10 protein-coding genes are annotated in these 19,126 nt (G+C 47.7%); 2 read left to right on the forward strand and 8 right to left on the reverse strand.

Annotation, left to right across the window (positions count from 1 at the left end; translation table 11 throughout):
• Nucleotides 1-153: 153 nt before the first annotated feature.
• The 5 genes from ACU37H_RS01900 to ACU37H_RS01920 all read right to left on the reverse strand — a co-directional run bounded on the left by ACU37H_RS01900 (nt 154) and on the right by ACU37H_RS01920 (nt 10,708).
• Nucleotides 154-1,086 (reverse strand): hypothetical protein, encoded by a 933-nt coding sequence (locus ACU37H_RS01900; protein WP_472702667.1) that lies wholly within the window; start codon nt 1,084-1,086, stop codon nt 154-156.
• 65 nt (nt 1,087-1,151) lie between these two features.
• Nucleotides 1,152-2,864 carry a RagB/SusD family nutrient uptake outer membrane protein gene (locus ACU37H_RS01905; protein WP_472702668.1) on the reverse strand — a complete coding sequence of 571 codons (1,713 nt, stop codon included), beginning with the start codon at nt 2,862-2,864 and terminating at the stop codon, nt 1,152-1,154.
• An 18-nt stretch (nt 2,865-2,882) separates the two neighbouring features.
• The gene (locus ACU37H_RS01910) at nt 2,883-6,011 is read right to left on the reverse strand and encodes a SusC/RagA family TonB-linked outer membrane protein (RefSeq protein WP_472702669.1); all 3,129 of its coding nucleotides are present in this window, start codon (nt 6,009-6,011) and stop codon (nt 2,883-2,885) included.
• A gap of 20 nt (nt 6,012-6,031) precedes the next feature.
• Nucleotides 6,032-7,756 (reverse strand): RagB/SusD family nutrient uptake outer membrane protein, encoded by a 1,725-nt coding sequence (locus ACU37H_RS01915; protein ID WP_472702670.1) that lies wholly within the window; start codon nt 7,754-7,756, stop codon nt 6,032-6,034.
• 126 nt (nt 7,757-7,882) lie between these two features.
• Nucleotides 7,883-10,708, reverse strand: a complete 2,826-nt coding sequence (locus ACU37H_RS01920) for a SusC/RagA family TonB-linked outer membrane protein (protein WP_472702671.1) — start codon at nt 10,706-10,708, stop codon at nt 7,883-7,885.
• 958 nt (nt 10,709-11,666) lie between these two features.
• On the opposite strand from ACU37H_RS01920, the gene ACU37H_RS01925 reads away from it, so the two are divergent.
• Together ACU37H_RS01925 and ACU37H_RS01930 are read left to right on the forward strand one after the other, a co-directional pair.
• Complete coding sequence (locus tag ACU37H_RS01925) at nt 11,667-13,100, forward strand: sulfatase (protein ID WP_472702672.1); 1,434 nt, start codon at nt 11,667-11,669, stop codon at nt 13,098-13,100.
• A gap of 25 nt (nt 13,101-13,125) precedes the next feature.
• On the forward strand, nt 13,126-14,238 hold the full coding sequence (locus tag ACU37H_RS01930) for a glycoside hydrolase family 43 protein (protein ID WP_472702673.1): 1,113 nt from the start codon (nt 13,126-13,128) through the stop codon (nt 14,236-14,238).
• 207 nt (nt 14,239-14,445) lie between these two features.
• Here the strand turns inward: ACU37H_RS01930 and ACU37H_RS01935 are convergent, their stop codons facing one another.
• The 3 genes from ACU37H_RS01935 to ACU37H_RS01945 form a co-directional block, all read right to left on the reverse strand.
• On the reverse strand, nt 14,446-15,282 hold the full coding sequence (locus ACU37H_RS01935; protein ID WP_472702674.1) for an alpha/beta hydrolase: 837 nt from the start codon (nt 15,280-15,282) through the stop codon (nt 14,446-14,448).
• A gap of 87 nt (nt 15,283-15,369) precedes the next feature.
• Nucleotides 15,370-16,599: a glycoside hydrolase family 27 protein gene (locus tag ACU37H_RS01940; protein WP_472702675.1), complete on the reverse strand. Its 1,230-nt coding sequence runs from the start codon at nt 16,597-16,599 to the stop codon at nt 15,370-15,372.
• Nucleotides 16,600-16,871: 272 nt separating this feature from the next.
• Nucleotides 16,872-19,106, reverse strand: coding sequence for a glycoside hydrolase family 2 protein (locus ACU37H_RS01945; protein ID WP_472702676.1), 2,235 nt, complete (start codon nt 19,104-19,106; stop codon nt 16,872-16,874).
• Nucleotides 19,107-19,126 lie beyond the last annotated feature (20 nt).

Consider the following 19,126-nt stretch of genomic DNA (forward strand, 5'->3'; position numbering starts at 1 on the left):
GGGGCCAAGATTTTACCTTAATTACAGGTGTTACTCAGTCTCAAAACTATATTCCGTTGCATCAAAACAAAAGAACAGGTGCCAGTGAATACTTCGCACCTGCTTTTGCTACCGGGGCTCCGGAGTTGTTATTCAGTCGTTGCTAAACATGAATTAGGGTGCTACTGTTTTCGTGGTGATCGTGGCTTCATGATAATTGGTCTGGGCCACCCATTCACCGTTTGTGTTTTCTATCGTTCCGCTTTTCTGATCCAGTGCCGAAACATGAATCAACCCCTTCTTACCATTGGCGGTTTTGAAAAGGTACACTTTGCCATTTTGCAGACGCACCACGTCTGACGTAGGGTCGCTCAACGAAGTAATGGGTCCGGCATTCACCTGTGAAATGGCATTGTACTCCGCAGGTGTCAGCGTCGTCAATTCAAATTTGGCGCTCTGCAAACCATCCATGGTCAACAAGCCGTTGGCGGCGCGTTGAGCGGGATTCACTAACGCAGGAACTGCGGTGGTTCCTTCGGAAGGAATGACTACATCTCCCAGACTAAAGTCAATTTCATTTTTATATTGCGCATGTCTGCGCATATATGCCCGACCAGACAACCAGGAAGCAAAGTACGGACCGTAAAAATTTTCTACCGTCTCAATCTTGTTGGAAGAAGAAAATACTACTGACGGCGTGATCTTTACCACCAGGTTTTTCTCATACACACGTCCGAGCGTATCTGTTACTACCACTTTAATGCAGCGGTTTTCCGACAATTGAGGAACGGTGTAGCTGGTCGAATAATTGCTTTGTCCGTTTTCAAAAGAACGCGCGGTCTCTGTGATGAGTGTATCTCGGTTGCCGGTGCGGGCATCAGCAGTGTAGATCTCAAAAGCGCTGATCACCGGGCTATTAGCCTGAACATCAATGGTAGCGTTGTATTGGGTCACTCCTTTATCGACCTGCACAATACCACTGTCCCCTCCTTGCTGGAAGGCAATTCTGATATCGGGTGTGAAATTAACGTCTTCAATCTCTTTACCGCAGGAGCTTATGATCATCGTGATCCCTAAAACCAATAACAGGTAAATATTCTTTTTCATTTGTACTTGTTTTATTATTCTTTAATGGTCATTTCTATTTTAAAAACTGATCTGATTTCCTTAGTTTAATAACCAGGGTTCTGGAATATCAATGGTGCATTGTTCACTTCGTCCACGGGCAACGGGGATAAATTCATCCGCTCGTTGTAGCTCCTTCTGTCCAGCGTTACTCTTACAAATTGTCCGTTACGGATCGCAATGCCCACTGCGGGTTTGTTCATCACGGTACGCGCGATCTTCCACCGGCGGATATCAAAAAAGCGGTGTTCTTCGAAGCACAATTCTATGCGACGCTCTTTGCGGATCCTTTCTCGCAGCGTTGCCTGCGTGAAGTCGCCCGCATTAAGCGGATTGGTGATGCCGGCCCGTTCGCGGATCCTGTTGAGTTGAGCTACAGCTTTTGCTCTGCCATTGGCGTCATTCTCTGCTTCGTTAATGGCTTCGGCATAATCTAATAAGATCTCAGCATACCGCATCATTACAAAGTTCATAGAAGTGGTTCCGCCGCTGCGATGATCGATCCGATCGTCCAGGTATTTCACCAGGAAGTAACCGCTGCCCCAGTTATTAGGTGTGCGAATGTCCACCTTTGCGGGAGCTTTATTGACAATCGGCCAGGTAGCGCCGTGATATAAGATGGATTGATAAAAACGCGGATCGCGATTCTTGTAGGGCGCCTGCTCGTCGTAGCCTGAAGCCGGATTGATGATAGGGCTGTTGTCTGCATTGTATCCCACAATAGGTTCCGATCCATCGGCCATGTCATAAGCATCGACCAGCCATTGTGTAGGCACAGTAGTCAGCTCTTTATTGACATTCCAGGGGTTAAACGCCGGGAACAGGTTATACAGGTCATTGGTCGGATCCCGCAGGTAGACCAGTATATTTTCGGCATTGACACGCTCATTAAAATAACGCGAATAACTTTTGTCGGCTTCTCCGGGAGCTACATAGAGGCTATGCAGACTTCTGCTATCGGCATAGGTGATCAGGTCGAGCGCTGCCTCGGCTGCCTGAGCCCAGGTGACGCCGGATTCCTGGAATAAAGGACTTGCGGCATACAACAAGGTTCTTGCCTTGTATCCCATAGCTGCTGTTTTGGTGATCCTCCCGTACTCAGAACCCTCCCAACGGTCGGGCAACACACCGTCTTGTGATAATGCATCAAACTCACCCACTATAAAATCAACGGTGGTTCTCAGATTTTCTCTTTTGGTAGAGTCGAATCCGAACGGATCCGTAGGCTGTGTAGTGAGCACTAACGGCCCGAACCATTTGAATAGTTCAAAGTAATAATATGCGCGCAGGAAACGGGCCTGGTTAGCACTGCTGGTTTTTTCCTCTTCCGTCATCGGACATCTGTCGATATTAGCCAGGAAAATGTTCGCATTCCGTATAGCTCTGTAAAAGAAAGTCCAGGGATGCGCCAATACTACCGGGTTGCTGGTCCCGGAAATAGACCCTGTAATGTATTTTTGTATACCGGGGGAGATACCCGCATTACGGGTGGTATTACCAGCTCCGTCGTCGGTGGCATTATCGAGCATCGCGACAGTGACATTCATATCAAACAACTGGGAAAAGCTTCCGCTGTTGTTATTAGAAACCTGCCTCATTTTACCATACAGATCATAGAGTGCCCTGCGGGTGTTTTCCACGTCGGTAAACACCTTCTCGTCGGTAAGCTCATCGAGGTCGGTGCTGTCCAGCAGCCCGTCCTTATTACAGCCCAGGGTAAGCGTGGCCATTATAATTGCTAAAAAATATATCTTTCTCATTTCTTCTCTTTTATTTCTTTAGAATCCTACGTTTAATCCGAAATTGACAATGCGCTGTTGCGGGTAGAACTGACCCGAGTTCCGGTCGGGATTAGACTCCGGATCCACGCGCTTTACTTCATCCCATGTCAGCAGGTTGAAGGCATTTGCAAACAGGCGCACGGATGTCAGCGGTAACCTCCGGTATAAAGCTTTAGGAAAAGTATAACCCACCTGAACGTTTTTCAACCTCAGGTACCGACCGTTTCTCAACCAATAATCAGACAAATAATAGTTCTGGTTATTTCCATCCGATTTTTGAAGAAACCTTGGGTATGTCGCGGTGAGTGCCGTCTCGGGCGTCCAGCGGTTATAATGTTCTTCAAAGTAATTACCCCAGCTGTTATCCCACCCTAAGTCACTCACCATATACACAGAACTGCGGGCCGCACCCTGGAACAACAGACTCAGGTCAATGCCTTTATAAGATATACCTGTCGAAAGTGAATACGTGATTTCAGGAACGCCGGTATAGCCTATTGCAGTCTGATCGTTCTGATCAATAACACCATCCTGGTTGATATCCTTATACTTCATATCGCCCGGCGCAAGATTTGATAAACCAAACTGTTGAGGCGAAGCTGCTATTTCTTCGTAGGACTGGAAGAAGCCGTCGAATTGGTAACCGATGAACTGGCCAATTGAGCGGCCGGTCGCTAACATATAATCGTAGGGCTGGCTGGCTTCACTCATTTCGACGATAGTATTCTTGGCGTAAGAGTAAATAGCTTTCGCGAAATAGTTGATCCCTGAAGGCAACTGCTCCTGCCATCCCAGTTCCAGTTCATAACCTTTGTTATCGACCACACCTAAATTTTCGGGCGGCAAGCTGTTAACACCGGCGGAGATCAGGTAGCGTTGCGGTATCGTGAGGATATCTGTTCTATGTTCTTTAAAGATATCAGCATTGAAGCTCAGGCGTGATTTTAACCAACGGGTTTCGATACCCAGGTTGTATTTGGTGGCTGTTTCCCAAACGACGTTTTCGTTCGCCAGACGGCCTTGCTGGAGACCGGTGATATCCGGGTTGTTGGTTTCTCCGAAGGAATAAGAGGATCCGTTCACATAGGTGGAACGGTAGTAATAAGAGAAGCCTCCTAATTTATCATTACCTACCTGTCCGAAAGAACCCCTCAGCTTCATAAAATTGAGGGCCTGGGACCCTGACAGGAACTTTTCGTTGGAAAGCACCCAACCCAACGACAGTGAAGGGAATAGCTGGTATTGGTTACCTTTTGCAAAACGGTTAGAACCATTGTATCCCATGTTCACTTCGAAAAGGTATTTGTTGTCGAAGTCGTAGTTCAGTCTTCCGATCAGCGCCTGGTAAATATGAGGCACATAAGAATACTGGCCTCCCGGAGTTGACTCCGAATTGAAGTTGCCCAGGATCACCCCGGAAATATTGTGATGAATACCGATGGCTCCTTTATAACGCAGCGCCAACTCTACATATTGACCAAATACAGCAGACACTTTACCGGAACCCTGGCTGGGTAACACACCATTCAGTCCCTGCAGATAAGAACTGTCTTTCGGATTGAATGAATAGAGATAGGGTCTCCATTGCATGCCGCGCCAGTTGCTCCAGTCTACATCAAAGGAATAACGACCATCCACTGAAAGTCCTTTAACCAGCTTTCTAAGGTTGTAGTTGAAGGTGAACGCTGTTTGCAATTCATTACTAAAATCGGAACGGAAACCCGTGTTGGCAATGGTCACCAAAGGATTCTGCCGCCACACGCCAGTGGCCCCGGCAAAGCTACCATTCGGGTTCATCAACGGGAAGGCCTGGGGCGCATTGCGATAAAAAGCAGCAAACAGACGGAGGTTTTCCGCACCGCTGCTTAAGCCGTCATAAGTGGCCGGACGGTTTTCCTTTTTGAACAAGTAGGCCATGTTCACGCCCAATTTCAAATCTTCGCTCAACGTGATGTCGAGGTTGGAACGGGTAGTAATCCTGTTGAAATAGTAGGATGCGTCATATTCTTTGGGTGTCAATGCCCGGTCTACATCCGGCGACAATTCGATCAGCCTTTTAAGGATCGGCTTTTCTCTTAACTTGTCAACATCGGCTTCAAACATCCCTTGCTGATTGAAGTAACCGGCCGACACATAATACCTGATCACCTTGTTACCTCCGGTAATATTGATATTGTATTTCTGTTGCGTACCAGGTTTGGTAAACGTTTCGATAAAATCATTATCAGGATGGGTGAAAGGGCTATTTTGCGTCCGGTATAGATAATTATCATACTCAGAAACCGGAAAGTTACTGGTGTTTGACAGGATGGAAGGATCTAAACCCACGTTAATCGTACCCTCGCGCTGAAATAAAGAAGTGGTTTCAGCGTCCAAAGCATTGGTGAGCCGGTTAAAGTTGGTAACGCCATACTCGGCACCAAAATTGATCTTTGACTTTCCGGCTGCTCCCCTCTTAGTGGTCACGAGTACCACACCGTTCGCACCACGTACACCAAATACCGCCGTAGCTGAAGCGTCTTTAAGAATGGATACACTCTCAATATCATCGGGCTCTATCTGGCGGAAATCTCTTTCTACTCCATCGACTAACACAAGGGGATCAGAGTTATTAAAAGTAGCACGCCCCCTGATGAACAAAGCTGCATCGTCCTGTCCCGGACGACCGCTCGACTGCCTGGTGACCAACCCTGGCACACGGCCTGTCAGCGCGTTGGTCACGCTTGACACCGGCGCTTTTTTAATATCGTCACCACCGACATTGGATATTGCTCCGGTTACCGACGCCTTGCGTTGAGTACCATAGCCGACTACCACTACCTGGTCAAGATCTTTCGCTTGCTCTTTCATGTTCACTTCAATACGCTGCGTGCCGCTCACGCTCACTTCCTGTTCTTCGAAACCAATGATGGAAAACAGCAGTACCGCGGGTTTCGTGTTGTCCAACGAAATCCTAAATATGCCGTTCTCGTCTGTCATCGTGGCGTTAATAGCATCCTTCTGCGCTACCGACACACCTGTCAGCACTTTTCCTGCATTGTCTCTCACCACACCGGTCACCGATTGCTGGGCATAGCTCTGCAGAAAGGATAGAAATAATAGTGTTACTAAAAAGACTTTTCTCATAATATTTTTATTTGTCGCAATTACCATCCTGGATTTTGAGTTATTTGTGGAGAGATCATTGTTTCTTGTAAGGGTATCGGATGTAAATACATTCTGGGCTCAAAGCGGCGCAATCCGTCGGCTGTAAAGTAGCTGGCGGTCAAAGCGGTGCCCACCTGTTCGATACGGATACCGGTAACGGGTTGATTCAATTCATCGCCATCCATCCAGCGTCTCAGATCGAAATAGCGTTGCTCTTCGAATGATAATTCAACACGTCGCTCATCCTTGATCTTCCGGCGCATGGTGGCAACATCTGTCACATTGATCAGGTACTGATCATTGGCTTTGAATCCTGCCCGTGTACGCACCCGCTGCACGGCTGCTTTGGCCGTGAGTCCGAAATTGAGCGGATCTGCATCAGGCCCATACGCTTCGTTCATCGCTTCGGCATACAGCAAAAGAATATCGGCCAGGCGGATCACGGGAAAGAGGTGAAAAGCCGTGCCCGGATTGGCCTTAGAGAAATCGATATTGAAATCTAAAAACTTTCTCAGGTAGTAGCCGGTATTAGTAGATCGATCGGCAACGATATTCAAGCCGTCGATCGTAGCGCCGGTCCCTACCTTAGTCTGGATGGCACCCAGTGCACCATAAGCAGCACCGTTGAAGCCAACTGTAGCGACAAGGCGCGGATCACGGTTTTTGTATTGTGTGCTCAAATCACTATCAGTATAATCCGCTCCGTTGGACATGGTAAACGCATCTACAAACTCCTGTGTGGGAACAGTACCCCCACCCTGGTTCCTCGAAAGCGTTGGCGGGAACTGGCGGTTCTCCAATCCATTGGATTTGGCAGCCGAAACGAATATGATGTATTCACTGTTGGGTGAAGTCACAAACAGCCGCTCGTAGTTGGCATGAAGCGAGTACGCATCACCGCCACTGGCAGTCTTTAAGTTGATCACATCCGCACAAGCCGCTGCAGCAGCCTCCCAGCGACCCTGAATATCGGACGGAGCGGCATTGGTATAACCTGTCAGCGCGTTGCCGTTGCCGCTTCGGTTGAAGTAAGGGCTCGCAGCGAAGATCAAGGTCTTTGCCTTAATGGCTAAGGCCGCACCTTTGGTCATACGGCCAAACCCACCATTACCGCCTTCTGGTGTAACATTGAGATAGTTGGCTGCTGAATCACAGAGACTCATAATATTGTTTACACACTCTGCAAATGAGCTGCGTTGTTTGGAAGACAGTTCAGGGTCACCCAGCGTGTAATATTTATTAATGATGGGATAACCTCCGTAGTGACGCAACAGATCGAATTCGTACAAAGCGCGAAGGCAATACATTTCACCAGAATAAATATTCTTAATGGCGATGACATCCTCTTCACTTTTGTTGTTCAATACCAGGTCGATCTCCGACAGGCTTTTCTGTACAAACAATGCCTGCCTGATGCCCTGGTAAGAAGCATCCCAGCAACTTTCTACCGGGTTATTGGAAGTGATATAAGCCCGGGAAAGACGATGGATCGTAGAGGTGTTGATCGTGCTCATACCATCGTCGGTAGCCGCATCCAGGAAAGAGCCGGAGATCCGGTTGAAGCCTCCCTTCAGGTAGGAGTAGGCCTGGGTAATAGGCTTCTCATAGCTGGCTTCCATGGAAAACACATCTATCGGCTGTGCCCAGTCATAAGGCTGTTCATCCATATAGTTACAGGATGAAAATGCCAGCATTACCAGGGCCGTATTTATGTACTTTTTCATTCGAAATATTTTATTGATGTTAGTCGAACATTTTTCCTGATGATCAAAACTTCTGCTATCCTGTGTGTCGTATTGAAACATTTTTATCATCCTGGTTTTTATTCGCATACTGTTTTAATAATGCTTTTAAAATCTGACAGAAAGACCCAGACTGACATTGCGGGTCAGCGGCATGGAATTGGATGCACCATTGTCTTCCGGATCCAGCGGGCTGTCGTTGTTGGACCATACATACAGGTTGTAGCCGTTGGCAAACAACTGCAGGTTTTTGATGAACGAGTTGCCCAACATTTTTTGCGGAAACTGGTAAGAAAGCTCCACCGTCTTCAGGCGCAGGTAACTGCCGTCCCTCAACCAGAAAGAAGAGTTCTGCGTATTGTTGACGTTGGAATTGATGGTTGAAATATTAGGCATCGAAGCATCGCGGTTTTCTGGTGTCCAGTAGTCCAGCTGATGTTCGTATATCGTTCCGTTAGCCAAAAACGGATAAGCTACTTTCCCGCTAAGCATCTGCGTGGTGCGGGCAGCGCCCTGGAACAAGACCATCAGCCCAATCCCTTTATAAGACAGCCCGGCATTGATTCCATAGAATACATTGGGCACATTACCATAGCCTAAAGGCACCTGGTCATTTCGGTCAATTAGTCCGTCACCATTGATATCCTTGTATTTGATATCGCCCGGTTGCACTTCAGAAAACGTTTGTTTGGGTGATGCGGCTATTTCCGCTTCTGACTGGAACAGGCCGGTAGCTACATAGCCTCTTCTGATACCTCTTGGAAAACCGGCGTCCTGCAGCCAGTAGTAAGGTTCCTGGATCTCTCCTGTCTTTACGTTTTCATTGGCAGAGAATGAATAAGTACCACCCAGCCTGTAACCGAAGTCACCAACGGTAGACTTCCACATAGCAGCCATTTCATAGCCTTCAGAAAACATCTCCCCGATATTTTGCTGTATGGTAGCGACCGTTCCTAATAATGAAGTCACATTATTATTGACCATATACATATCGGACCTTCGGTCTTTGAAATAATCAAATGAGTAGCTGAACCGGTCATCAAACAAACGGATGTCGGTACCGATATTCAGTTGTTTGGCTTTCTCCCAGGTCAAACCAGGGTTAGCGAGGACATCTTCCACAAACCCCGGGCGGGCATTCATTGCATTGCCAAACCAGTATACATTACCCACTTCATTTAAGCGCGTTCTGAACTGGAACTCTGAGACGCCGCGCTGGTTGCCTATTAAGCCATAAGATCCTCTTACTTTGAAATACGATACTACGTCTTTAACAGGTTCAAAGAATCGTTCATTGGATATGGTCCAGCCCACCGTCGCTACAGGGAAGAAACCAAATCTTTTACCCGGAGCGAATTTGTACACTCCATGATAAGAACCCGTAAGATCCAGGTAATATTTGTGTTTGTAATTGTAACCTAACCAGGAACCGATTGTCTGAAAACGGCTGGGGATCGAAGTTTGGTTGTCAAATTCATATTGATTGTAAAAAGCCGTTGCGGAAACATGGTGATCGCGCAGCGTCTTATCGTAAGACAACTGGAAGTCCAGGGAAGTTCTGGCTTCGCTGGCGCGGTCGGTAATTCCATTATCCATTTGCTGGTCCGTACCCGTCCTGCGGAGGCTGGTAGAGTTAAAATCTGATAAGTTGTAATAAGCAAACGGCTTGTTTCTGCTGGTCACGGCAGCAGTGTAACTATCCATCGACAAGAGCGCTGATGCAGTTAAGCCTTTAGTGATGAACGCCAGATCCTGTGTCAGCTTGGCGCGGAACGAGCCGTAAACCCTGTTGAAAATAGAATATCCGTTGCGGTTTAGTAAAGCCCATGGATTAGCGACCAGATCGTTACCAGCGGTGATACGGCCATTGATACCTCTTACGATGTTGCCGTCCTGATCGGTGTATTGTCCGTTATCGACATAATAAGGCGGGAATGCATTAGGAGGTGTGGTCACCAAAGCATCATATGCAGCGTAGGCATCACCTCCGGGGCGGTTTTGTTTATCGTACCAACCATACAGATCCAGGTTGAGCAAAGTGGTATTCGTTACGTCCACCTCGAGGTTGGAGCGGATATTATACCGGCTGGTCGTGTTATTGGTACTGTAGGAAGATTCTTCATCCGTTACAAACATGCCTGCCTGCTTTAAGAATCCGCCATTGATGAAATAGCGGGTGCGGTCCGATCCACCGGAAATGCTCAGGTTGTGGCGTTGCACCCAGTTGCTTTTCTTAAAGTAGTTATCTCTCCAGTTCACATCGGGATAAAACTCAGTGTTGACGCCCTCCCGGTTGCGATACTGGTTCAGGTAATTTTGTGAGTACATTTTGGACGCATCCAGGCCGTCATATTTAATGGCCTCATTGTATTGCTCGGCATAACCCAGCGCGTCAAGAGATGTCAGCATGCCCAATGGCTTCTGGTTGATCATTTGTGTGGTCAGTTCCACGGTGGGCTTTCCCTTCTTCCCTTTTTTGGTATTCACGAAAATGATACCGTTGGCGGCGCGGGTGCCATACAGGGCCGACATAGAGGCGTCCTTTAAAACCGTGATCGATTCGACCTCGTTGGAACTCAGCACACCAAACTGTCTTTCCTGCCCATCCACCAGGACCAAAACGCCTTCCGCATTCGTGCGGATGCCGCGGATCCAGTAATCTGCCGCCTCATTCACCGTTCCCCCGGAAGTCTGGATAGAAAAGAAGCCGGGGACCAGGCCAGACAAGAGATTGGTAAGATTAGTGACAGGAAGATTTCTCAGTTCATGGGCCGTAATGGTGTAGGCCGAACCGTTGAAGTCGGCGACACTCACCTTTTTATACCCCAGATCAAGCGTATCGCTTTGCTGGGCTTTCGAGATGAATGGTATACACCATAAAAAGAGCGTCCCGAAGCGGTAGAACAGATTTTTTTTCACTCGCATTATTTTCATCCGTGTTTGTTTGTTTTTTATAGCTGATACCTTCCCGTAGCAAAACGGTCGGGAACTCCGCGAACATCTCACCGTGTGAGAAGATGGATCATGCTTTGTTTTATCAGCTTGTTTAATTTCAGTTGGGCTGTAAAAGCGGTCTGCAGGCCAGGCCATACATATTATATAGGCAGGGCTCTTTTTGGGGTAAAATTTAGTTGACGAGCATTGTGATTGGTTTAGATTGAATGGTCATGGGCTGGCACCGCCGGCCGTCGTTAGAAAGCTTATTTATCATATGTAAAAAATTTAAACGCCGTTTTTTAACCTGCTTCGAGTGTTCCTGACTCAACGAAAGGGCGTCATGATATCGGGTCTATCAGCAGTTATCCCGTGCACCGGGCGATCCATTGCAGACAGTCCTTTCCCATTCGGATACCTATCCGTTGTTAATAATAAATAGCACTTACTATTCTGGTAAACGTTGGTCTCGACAAGCAATAAACAGCAGTTGCATAGCAATCTCTTTTATTGCGTCCAAGATACCATCAGAAATGAAACAGCACTTTAACTATTGTGTCAGAATTTGTCAATTTTGTCTTACAACAGCTGATACGGGGCTTTTTTCTTGTATTCACGCCTTGTTGAGCTGTAAGTGGATACCGTTCAATCATATCAGACTATTGGGTTTAGGCCGGTAAAGATAAGATTTAATATTAGTCTACCATAATAATAGACTAATAAATTTGTGATCCAGTAATTTCTTTGATCCCGTTCTTGTTTTAGAGAGCTGATCACCTTTATTATAGTAATACGGGTGATCGATACACAATGTTAGTCACCGGGTTTTACCAAATCATGTACATAATTTTACGAAATAGTTAATAGTGACGGACCTACAATTATTCAAAATTTGCCGACAAATTTATCAGTGCCAAAACGCCATTATACTTATCTTGGCACCAAAAGTGATTGCCATATGAACCTGCTCTCTAACACTTTACGTTTTGTTGTTATCCGGCGTTTATTAGCTTTCCTGCTATTGATTATAGCTGGAAGACAGGCGGCTGCGCAAAAGTTAAATATTATTTATATACTCGCTGATGACCTGGGTTACAGCGAACTCGGCTGCTACGGGAACACATTCAATGAAACACCTTTCCTGGACCGGATGGCTGCAGACGGCATGAGATTTACGCGGTTTTATGCAGCAGCGCCTGTTTGTTCGCCCTACCGCGCGGCCTTGATGACAGGGCAATACCCGGCAAGGTTAAACATTACTGATTACCTGCGCCCCAATTCAGCGCAACACCTCCCGCTCTCCCATACTACGCTGGCCGAGATGTTGAAAGCTAACGGGTATCATACGGGCATCGTGGGAAAATGGCATCTTTCAGGATATGTAAAGGAAGGAGCTTCCGAAGAGACCCTCCCCGACCAGCACGGTTTTGACGAGGTGCTGGTAAGTGAAAACCGAGGCATAGCCGAAGGCGCTTATTTCTGGCCCTATTTCTGGAACCGCGAGATCAAAAAGAAATTACCCGGCGCCCACGAGTACCTGACGGATCGCCAACACGAGGAAGCACTGGAGTTTATCGACAGAAACAAGGATCAACCCTTTTTCCTGTATTTAAGTCATTATGCGGTCCACACGGCAGTCCATGGCAAACCTGAGCTGGTAGCGCATTTCCGTGACAAAAAGGGAGCAGGCTCCAGTCCGCCCCGGCCTAAAAACAAAAACGATGATCCCTACCAACCAAACGGCACCGGAACCTGGGCCAAGGAAAACAATCCCCACCTGGCAGCGCAGCTGAAAGTAGTGGACGAAGGTGTCGGTGCCATTCTCAATAAACTAAAATCACTGGGGCTTGATAAAAACACTTTGATCATCTTTACCAGCGACAACGGCGGCGAAACACGTGTTACCAATAACGCGCCGCTGAGAGCCGGTAAAAGCAGCCTCTACGAAGGCGGTGTGAGGGAGCCCTTTATCATCTGGGGGCCTGGCATCAAAAAAGGAATGGTCTGCGATCAGCCGCTGGTCAACTTCGACATCTATCCTACTTTCAGGGAGTTGCTCCATGCCAGAAATAACGGGCAGCAGCTGGACGGACAGTCCTTTGCCCGGCTGTTGAAGAACCCCCGCGGGCAAATGCCTTCGCGGCAATTGTACTGGCACTACCCGTTGGATCAGCCTCATTTTCTCGGTGGCAGATCGGCAGGGAGTATCATCGACGGGAAATGGAAACTGATTGAGTTCTTTGACGATCATACGAATGAGCTATACGACCTCAGTAAAGATCCAGGCGAAAAAAACAACCTTGCCGCTCAATACCCACAATTAGTCAGTCGACTCAAAAAAGATCTTTCCAACTGGAGGAAAGAGGTGGGTACAGAAGCGCCGAACCATTGATCATCTTCACTACATTTGTTTTACTATGCATAAACTTTTATTGATACCGATAGCATGCCTGCTATTCTCCACTTTGTCTTGCCAGACAGCCACGTCGAAAAAAGAAACGACGTATACCAATCCCTTAAACGTTAAGTTTGGAGATCCTTATGTGATGCGTGCTTCTGATGGCACTTACTATATGTACGGTACCGGCGCAGGCGCCAAAAAAGGGTTTGCCGCTTACTCTTCCAAAAACCTGGTAGATTGGAAAGAAGAAGGACAAGTGTATTTTGGTAATAACCCCAACGGATGGGGACTTCATTCTTACTGGGCGCCGGAAGTGTACGAGCGTGATGGTAAATATTATATGTTTTATAGTGCGCAGTGGAAGGTAAACCCGACCAATGAAGAAGAGAACTTTAAGATTGGCGTTGCCGTAGCCGACCGTCCAACCGGACCTTTTATTGATATGCAGAACAAGCCCCTGTTTGATCCGGGCTATCCCATTATTGACGCCAACGTATTATTTGCGGCTGATGGCAAGACCTACCTTTATTATTCGAGATGTTGTTATAAGCATGCGGTGGAAAGTGAAGTGGCTACCTGGTCCAAGGAGAAGGGATGGTATGATGAAATTGAAGAGAGCTGGGTTTATGGCATTGAAATGAAGCCAGACTTCAGTGGCATAATCGGAGCGCCTGTGTTGTTATTGAGACCGCCGGTAAAGATGGATGATCAGCAGGCGGAATGGGAAAGCCGCTCGGTTACTTCAAAAGAAGTGAACCGGCGCTGGACAGAGGGCTCTTATATTTTCAGGAACGGGGATACCTATTATATGATGTACTCTGCCAACTACTTTGGCGGAAAAAATTATGCGGTAGGTTATGCGACTTCTAAAAGTCCGTTGGGTCCTTTTACAAAGGCGGCTAATAATCCTGTGCTCCAAAAGAATACGGCTGAAGGCGGCATTGTAACCGGCACGGGGCATAACAGCGTAACGGTTTCTCCTGACGGGAAAACCATGTTGTGTGTGTATCATGGCCGCACCAGCAAAACCGGAGACGAGCGCGTGGTGTTTATTGACAAGATGGAGGTCAATAAGAACGGCATTCTTACGGTAGAAGGTCCTACAACAGAGGCGCAGCCGATGCCGTAATGGTGCGTATAAATTTACTGCCACGACTACTCGAATACTAATCCCAACTCATGATGTCCGGGAATAAAACCGCATCAGGGCATTCGTGTATTCGTGGCTTTATCAACGCGTCAGACCGAGACGCCCTCGCCCGTTCCGGTACGGACGGGGTCAGACGCGTATTCGATCTAAAGATATCCGTGGTTTGTTTTCGCAAACCGATATCGATCACTTCTTATTCCCGGAACGGATCTCTTTGATACGTTCCCTCATCTCCTGGAGCAGCAATGGATAACCGCCCAGCGGCATATTGCCATGGTCATACCCGTCCAGTTCAAAAAGCTTTGACCGCGTATGCCCCACCAGTTTCATCATTCTAAACCAATAAGCGTTTTCTTCGTAGCGCCCCATCATCTCCAGCTCGCGATCGCCGGTGAGAATGATAGTGGGCGGCGCGTCTTTCCTGACATGATACAGCGGTGCCATTGAATCGATTACCGGCTTCAGTGCATCCACACCCCGCTCCTGCCTTACAGTAAAATGCGTGATCGCCTGGCTGCTGAATGATACCAATGCTGCCACGCGGTTTGCATCAATGTCGTGCTTAGCCAGGTAATGTTTATCCAGCGTGATCATCGACACCAGGTAGGCCCCGGCAGAATGGCCCGACAGGAATATGAGCCGATCGCTCCCGCCATAATTCTTAATATGTTTAAACACCCAGGCCACAGCCGCGGCGGCATCCTCGATATAGACCGGCGCCTTTACGTTGGGCGACAAGCGATACTCGACCGTTGCAATAGCATATCCTTTATTCTTCAAAGGCTCCGGAAGATCCCGATGGCCACCGGTAATACCGCCGCCATGAAACCAGACGATAGTGGCGAAATCCTTTACGCCTTCCGGGTAATAAAGATCCAGCACGCACATCGAATCTTTATAACGATCATTCCTGTAACTATCGGCAGGATAATATTTCACCGCATTAACGGTACGATAAGAAGATTGGGCAACCGCCGTTGCAGTAATGAACAGCGGCAATAAGAGCACTAATATTTTTTTCATAACCGGCTTGATTGAATCCGGCTAAGATAGGAAATATGATCTGCCAAAGCGATAAGCGTTCTGTAAAATTGATAGCTCCGACTATCACTACTTTACCAAGAGGAATAACCCTGTTTGAGATGGGATAACAGCTTCATACTTTCCGCTGAACTTCCCCAAATCTTTCCTGTTATAAATATCCCTCACAGCTACCGTTCCTTTAAGGTTCAGATCGGAGAAATGTAGCGAGATCTTTTTAGCGGCGGTCTTGTCACGATTCAATAGCAGCACGCCATAAGCCCCGTCCTGTAAGCGTTTTGCCCAGACTTCGGATGTGCCATCCTTTTTGATCTTCCGGCCCTGCTCTGTAGGAACCTGGTTAACGGCAATGGCTTCTTCGTTAGTAATGATGTCTTGTTCTTCTGCAGACATATGTCTCGGATCATTCCCTAAAAACAGAGGAGACGACATGATACACCATAATGCGAAATTGACCTTTTGCTGCTCGATAGTGAGGCCTTTGTTGCCGGTTACCAGCATATCCGGGTCGTTCCAGTAACCGGGCCGGGCAAAAGCGGCCCATTTATTATTCTCGTCTGCAATGGTCATCACACTCAAATGAGGTTTACTATCCGGGTCATCAAATGTGGCGCCACCACTGCCCTGAGAGTTGATGTCGCCGGTGGTGCGGCCCATATTGGTCAGGGTTGGATACCAGTCGTAGAACTTGTAAACGCTGGCACTGTACAATATATCACGGCTATTCTCCCGGATCAGCCTGGCCCAGGTTGCATATGCCTTGTGTAAATTGGCAGTATCCTTCCACCCTGCAAACCATTCAGGGCTTCTTCTTTTCTTCTTGTTGGGATGCTCCACCAAGGCAAAGCGACACCTGTCGAGTTTGATAAAATCAATCCCCCATTCGTTCAACTGTTGCATCTGTACGGCTTCGTGGCCCCAGCCACCCACTTTATCACCACCACAGTCATGCGAACCCGGCACAATATGAAGTCCAAATTTCAAGCCTTTCGAATGCGCATAATCTGCCAGGAATTTCATTCCGCGGGGAAACTTCGAACTGGCCACCAGCCTGCCTTGCGCGTCCAGCGCTGTGTCGCGCCATCCACCGTCGACCACTACGTAGTTGTACCCGACTTTCTTGAGGCCCTTAGCTACCATAGCATCGATCACTTCGATGATAAGCTGTTCGTTGATGTTCGGCTTGCCAAAATAGTTCCAGCTGTTCCAGCCCATGGGCGGCGTTTGCGCCAGGTGCTTTTTTTGAGCAAAAGATGCCAGTCCTGCCAGCAGGCAGAGCGCGAGTAATCCTTTTTTCATTTGTCTGTTTTTTGCTTGCAGCCTTGCTGCGATTTTTCTTAAACAACGCCGTAACATTTCCTGGCCTGAAAAACATGATTACGGGCAATTCATGTATGGCTATTTTTTGGCTTGAAAGTCAATGATGATGATTGCTTCTGGAAAAAAGGGCATACACTTTTTTAGACTTGCTTCTTATCGCAGAGCACGCAAAGAATACACAGTGAAAGGAAAATATTATGCACCTTGAAAAAGCAGTCATCCGCCATTTCAAATACAATCGTTATACTAAACTATTTGATCCATTGATACAGGGAGAAGTCGAAGTCCACATCCTGCGTCGCTCCTTTGGCCTCTACCGCGATGCGGTTGTTCCAGGGTTTTAAAAGATGTATATAAGATGAGAGATTGATATCGTCATAATGTCTCTTAATCCGCACCTGGTCTTCACTCCACACCAACTCGCCATTGATATAGATCTTGACATCGCCTGATGCATATAGCTTCAGTCCTAATCCATCCGGTATCTTCTTGCCAAAATCAACATCCTGGTAAGCAAAGAGGTCACTACCTTTTTTCATGGCAATGGGTTGCTTCCCTTTGGCAAACTGCGTGGGAGCGGTCAGCCAATCGGCCGATGGCTGCTGCGCCGAAGAAAAGATAAAAGGCCGGTCCATTTCTGTCCGTTGATTTACCCATAAAATACGGCCCTCCGCTTTTTCATATGCCGGTTGATGCAGGCGACCGAGCAAGGTTTCAGGGATCTTCACAACTTTGCGGTCATAAGTGATCAGACCGTTCACTTCACCTTCTACATCAGTGGTCTGCGTATAAATGGCTGCCGATAAACCGCGCTTCACCATCAGTGACAGATTGTGCATCAACTCTGTATATTCCCTTACCAGGACCGAATCTTCGGTGTAGGTTTTATAGCCCCAGTTTCTTTTGTTAGGATCCCAGATATGATCCCTGACTACCAGACCAAGACCACCAAACTCGCCCAAAACCATGGAACGCCCAGGGTTCAGGCCTACCACGCCCATACCCGGACCGGGATACTGATGCACATCCATCACATCGCCGACACCGCGATCCGTCCAGCCGCTGGGAGAATTGACCAACCTGGTGGGGTCATATTTTTTAGTCCATGCAGTAATGCGTTTGGTGTCGTATTGCCCCCAACCTTCATTGAAAGGCACCCACATCACAATAGACGGGAAAAAGCGCAGGTGGTCCATGATCGCTTTCCATTCCAGTTCAAACTGGACGGCAGATTCTTGTGGACGAACCCAGTCTTCTTTGTCTTCATGCTGTACATGTGAAGGATGATTTGGCCAGAGAAATCCCGAGGGCATGTCCTGCCACAGCAGCATCCCGATAGAGTCCGCCATATAATAATAACGGGATGGTTCCACTTTAATATGTTTACGAATGGTGTTAAAGCCCATTTCTTTCAGCTTAACAACATCGTACATCATAGCTTCCTCCGAGGGCGGGGTTAACAGACCGTCCGGCCACCAGCCCTGGTCCAGCGTTCCCAGGTGAAATACCGGTTGATTGTTTAGCGCCAGTCGCATATACCCGTTTTCATCCTTCATCATATTGATCTTGCGCATCGCAAAATAAGTGTTGAACTGGTCGACCAGCTTGCCTCTTTTCTTAATGGTTACCGTCGTGTGATACAATTCCGGAGTTTCCGGGGTCCACAATTTAGCATCCGGGATCGGCATTACGAGGCTGTTATGATAAGAGAGCGTAGTGTCTTTTATCACTTCATTCTTATTCCTGATCACAATATTCAACTGATGAGAACCGGTCATATTTTCGGATCTGAAATTGAAATACACCTGACTGCGGTCCACGTCCGGCACGGGATATACTTCTGCTACATGCGCCCTGGTAACGGGTTCGAGCCATACGGTTTGCCAGATACCGGAGACGGCCGTGTACCAGATACCTTTAGGGTCGAGCGATTGCTTGCCGCGCGCCTGCGTTTCTTTGTCGGTGGGATCCCATACCGATACAACCAGTTCCTGTTGTCCTTGCTTTTTTAAAGCAGATGTGATATTGAACTGGAAGGGATCTGATCCGCCTTTATGCGTGCCTAATAATTTTCCGTTGAGCCATACCCTGGTTTCCCAATCGACAGCATCAAAATGAAGGATCACATCTCTATCGCCCCAGTTTTCGGGCACCGAAAAAGTTTTGCTATACCAAAGCTCCTGTTCCGGAAGCAATGGCTTACCCACGCCGGACAGCGAAGATTCGACACCAAACGGCACCAATATCTTCCCCTGATAAGAAGCTGGCCGGGCAGCGCCCCTGTTCTGAATGCTGTAGTCCCAGAGACCGTTCAGGTTCTGCCACTCCTCCCGCTGCAGTTGCGGCCTGGGATATTGCTGCCAGACATTTTCAGGAGTGACTTTTTCACCCCATTGGGTAGTTAGTCGGGATGTAGCGGGAACATATGTTTGTGCAGCCGACCCTATGGAGATCAGTAACAGCGCACTGGCAAGAAATTTAAACATTCAGGTGGTTTTTAGATGAG

It is taken from the genome of Niabella sp. ZPM-14 (assembly GCF_055693045.2).

Excerpts from the sequence above, each read along its gene's own strand:
- ACU37H_RS01940 (WP_472702675.1), bottom strand. The coding sequence starts at position 16,599 with ATGAAAAAAGGATTACTCGCGCTCTGCCTGCTGGCAGGACTGGCATCT.
- ACU37H_RS01930 (WP_472702673.1), top strand. The coding sequence starts at position 13,126 with ATGCATAAACTTTTATTGATACCGATAGCATGCCTGCTATTCTCCACT.
- ACU37H_RS01935 (WP_472702674.1), bottom strand. The coding sequence starts at position 15,282 with ATGAAAAAAATATTAGTGCTCTTATTGCCGCTGTTCATTACTGCAACG.
- ACU37H_RS01900 (WP_472702667.1), bottom strand. The coding sequence starts at position 1,086 with ATGAAAAAGAATATTTACCTGTTATTGGTTTTAGGGATCACGATGATC.
- ACU37H_RS01925 (WP_472702672.1), top strand. The coding sequence starts at position 11,667 with ATGAACCTGCTCTCTAACACTTTACGTTTTGTTGTTATCCGGCGTTTA.
- ACU37H_RS01920 (WP_472702671.1), bottom strand. The coding sequence starts at position 10,708 with ATGAAAATAATGCGAGTGAAAAAAAATCTGTTCTACCGCTTCGGGACG.
- ACU37H_RS01915 (WP_472702670.1), bottom strand. The coding sequence starts at position 7,756 with ATGAAAAAGTACATAAATACGGCCCTGGTAATGCTGGCATTTTCATCC.
- ACU37H_RS01905 (WP_472702668.1), bottom strand. The coding sequence starts at position 2,864 with ATGAGAAAGATATATTTTTTAGCAATTATAATGGCCACGCTTACCCTG.
- ACU37H_RS01910 (WP_472702669.1), bottom strand. The coding sequence starts at position 6,011 with ATGAGAAAAGTCTTTTTAGTAACACTATTATTTCTATCCTTTCTGCAG.
- ACU37H_RS01945 (WP_472702676.1), bottom strand. The coding sequence starts at position 19,106 with ATGTTTAAATTTCTTGCCAGTGCGCTGTTACTGATCTCCATAGGGTCG.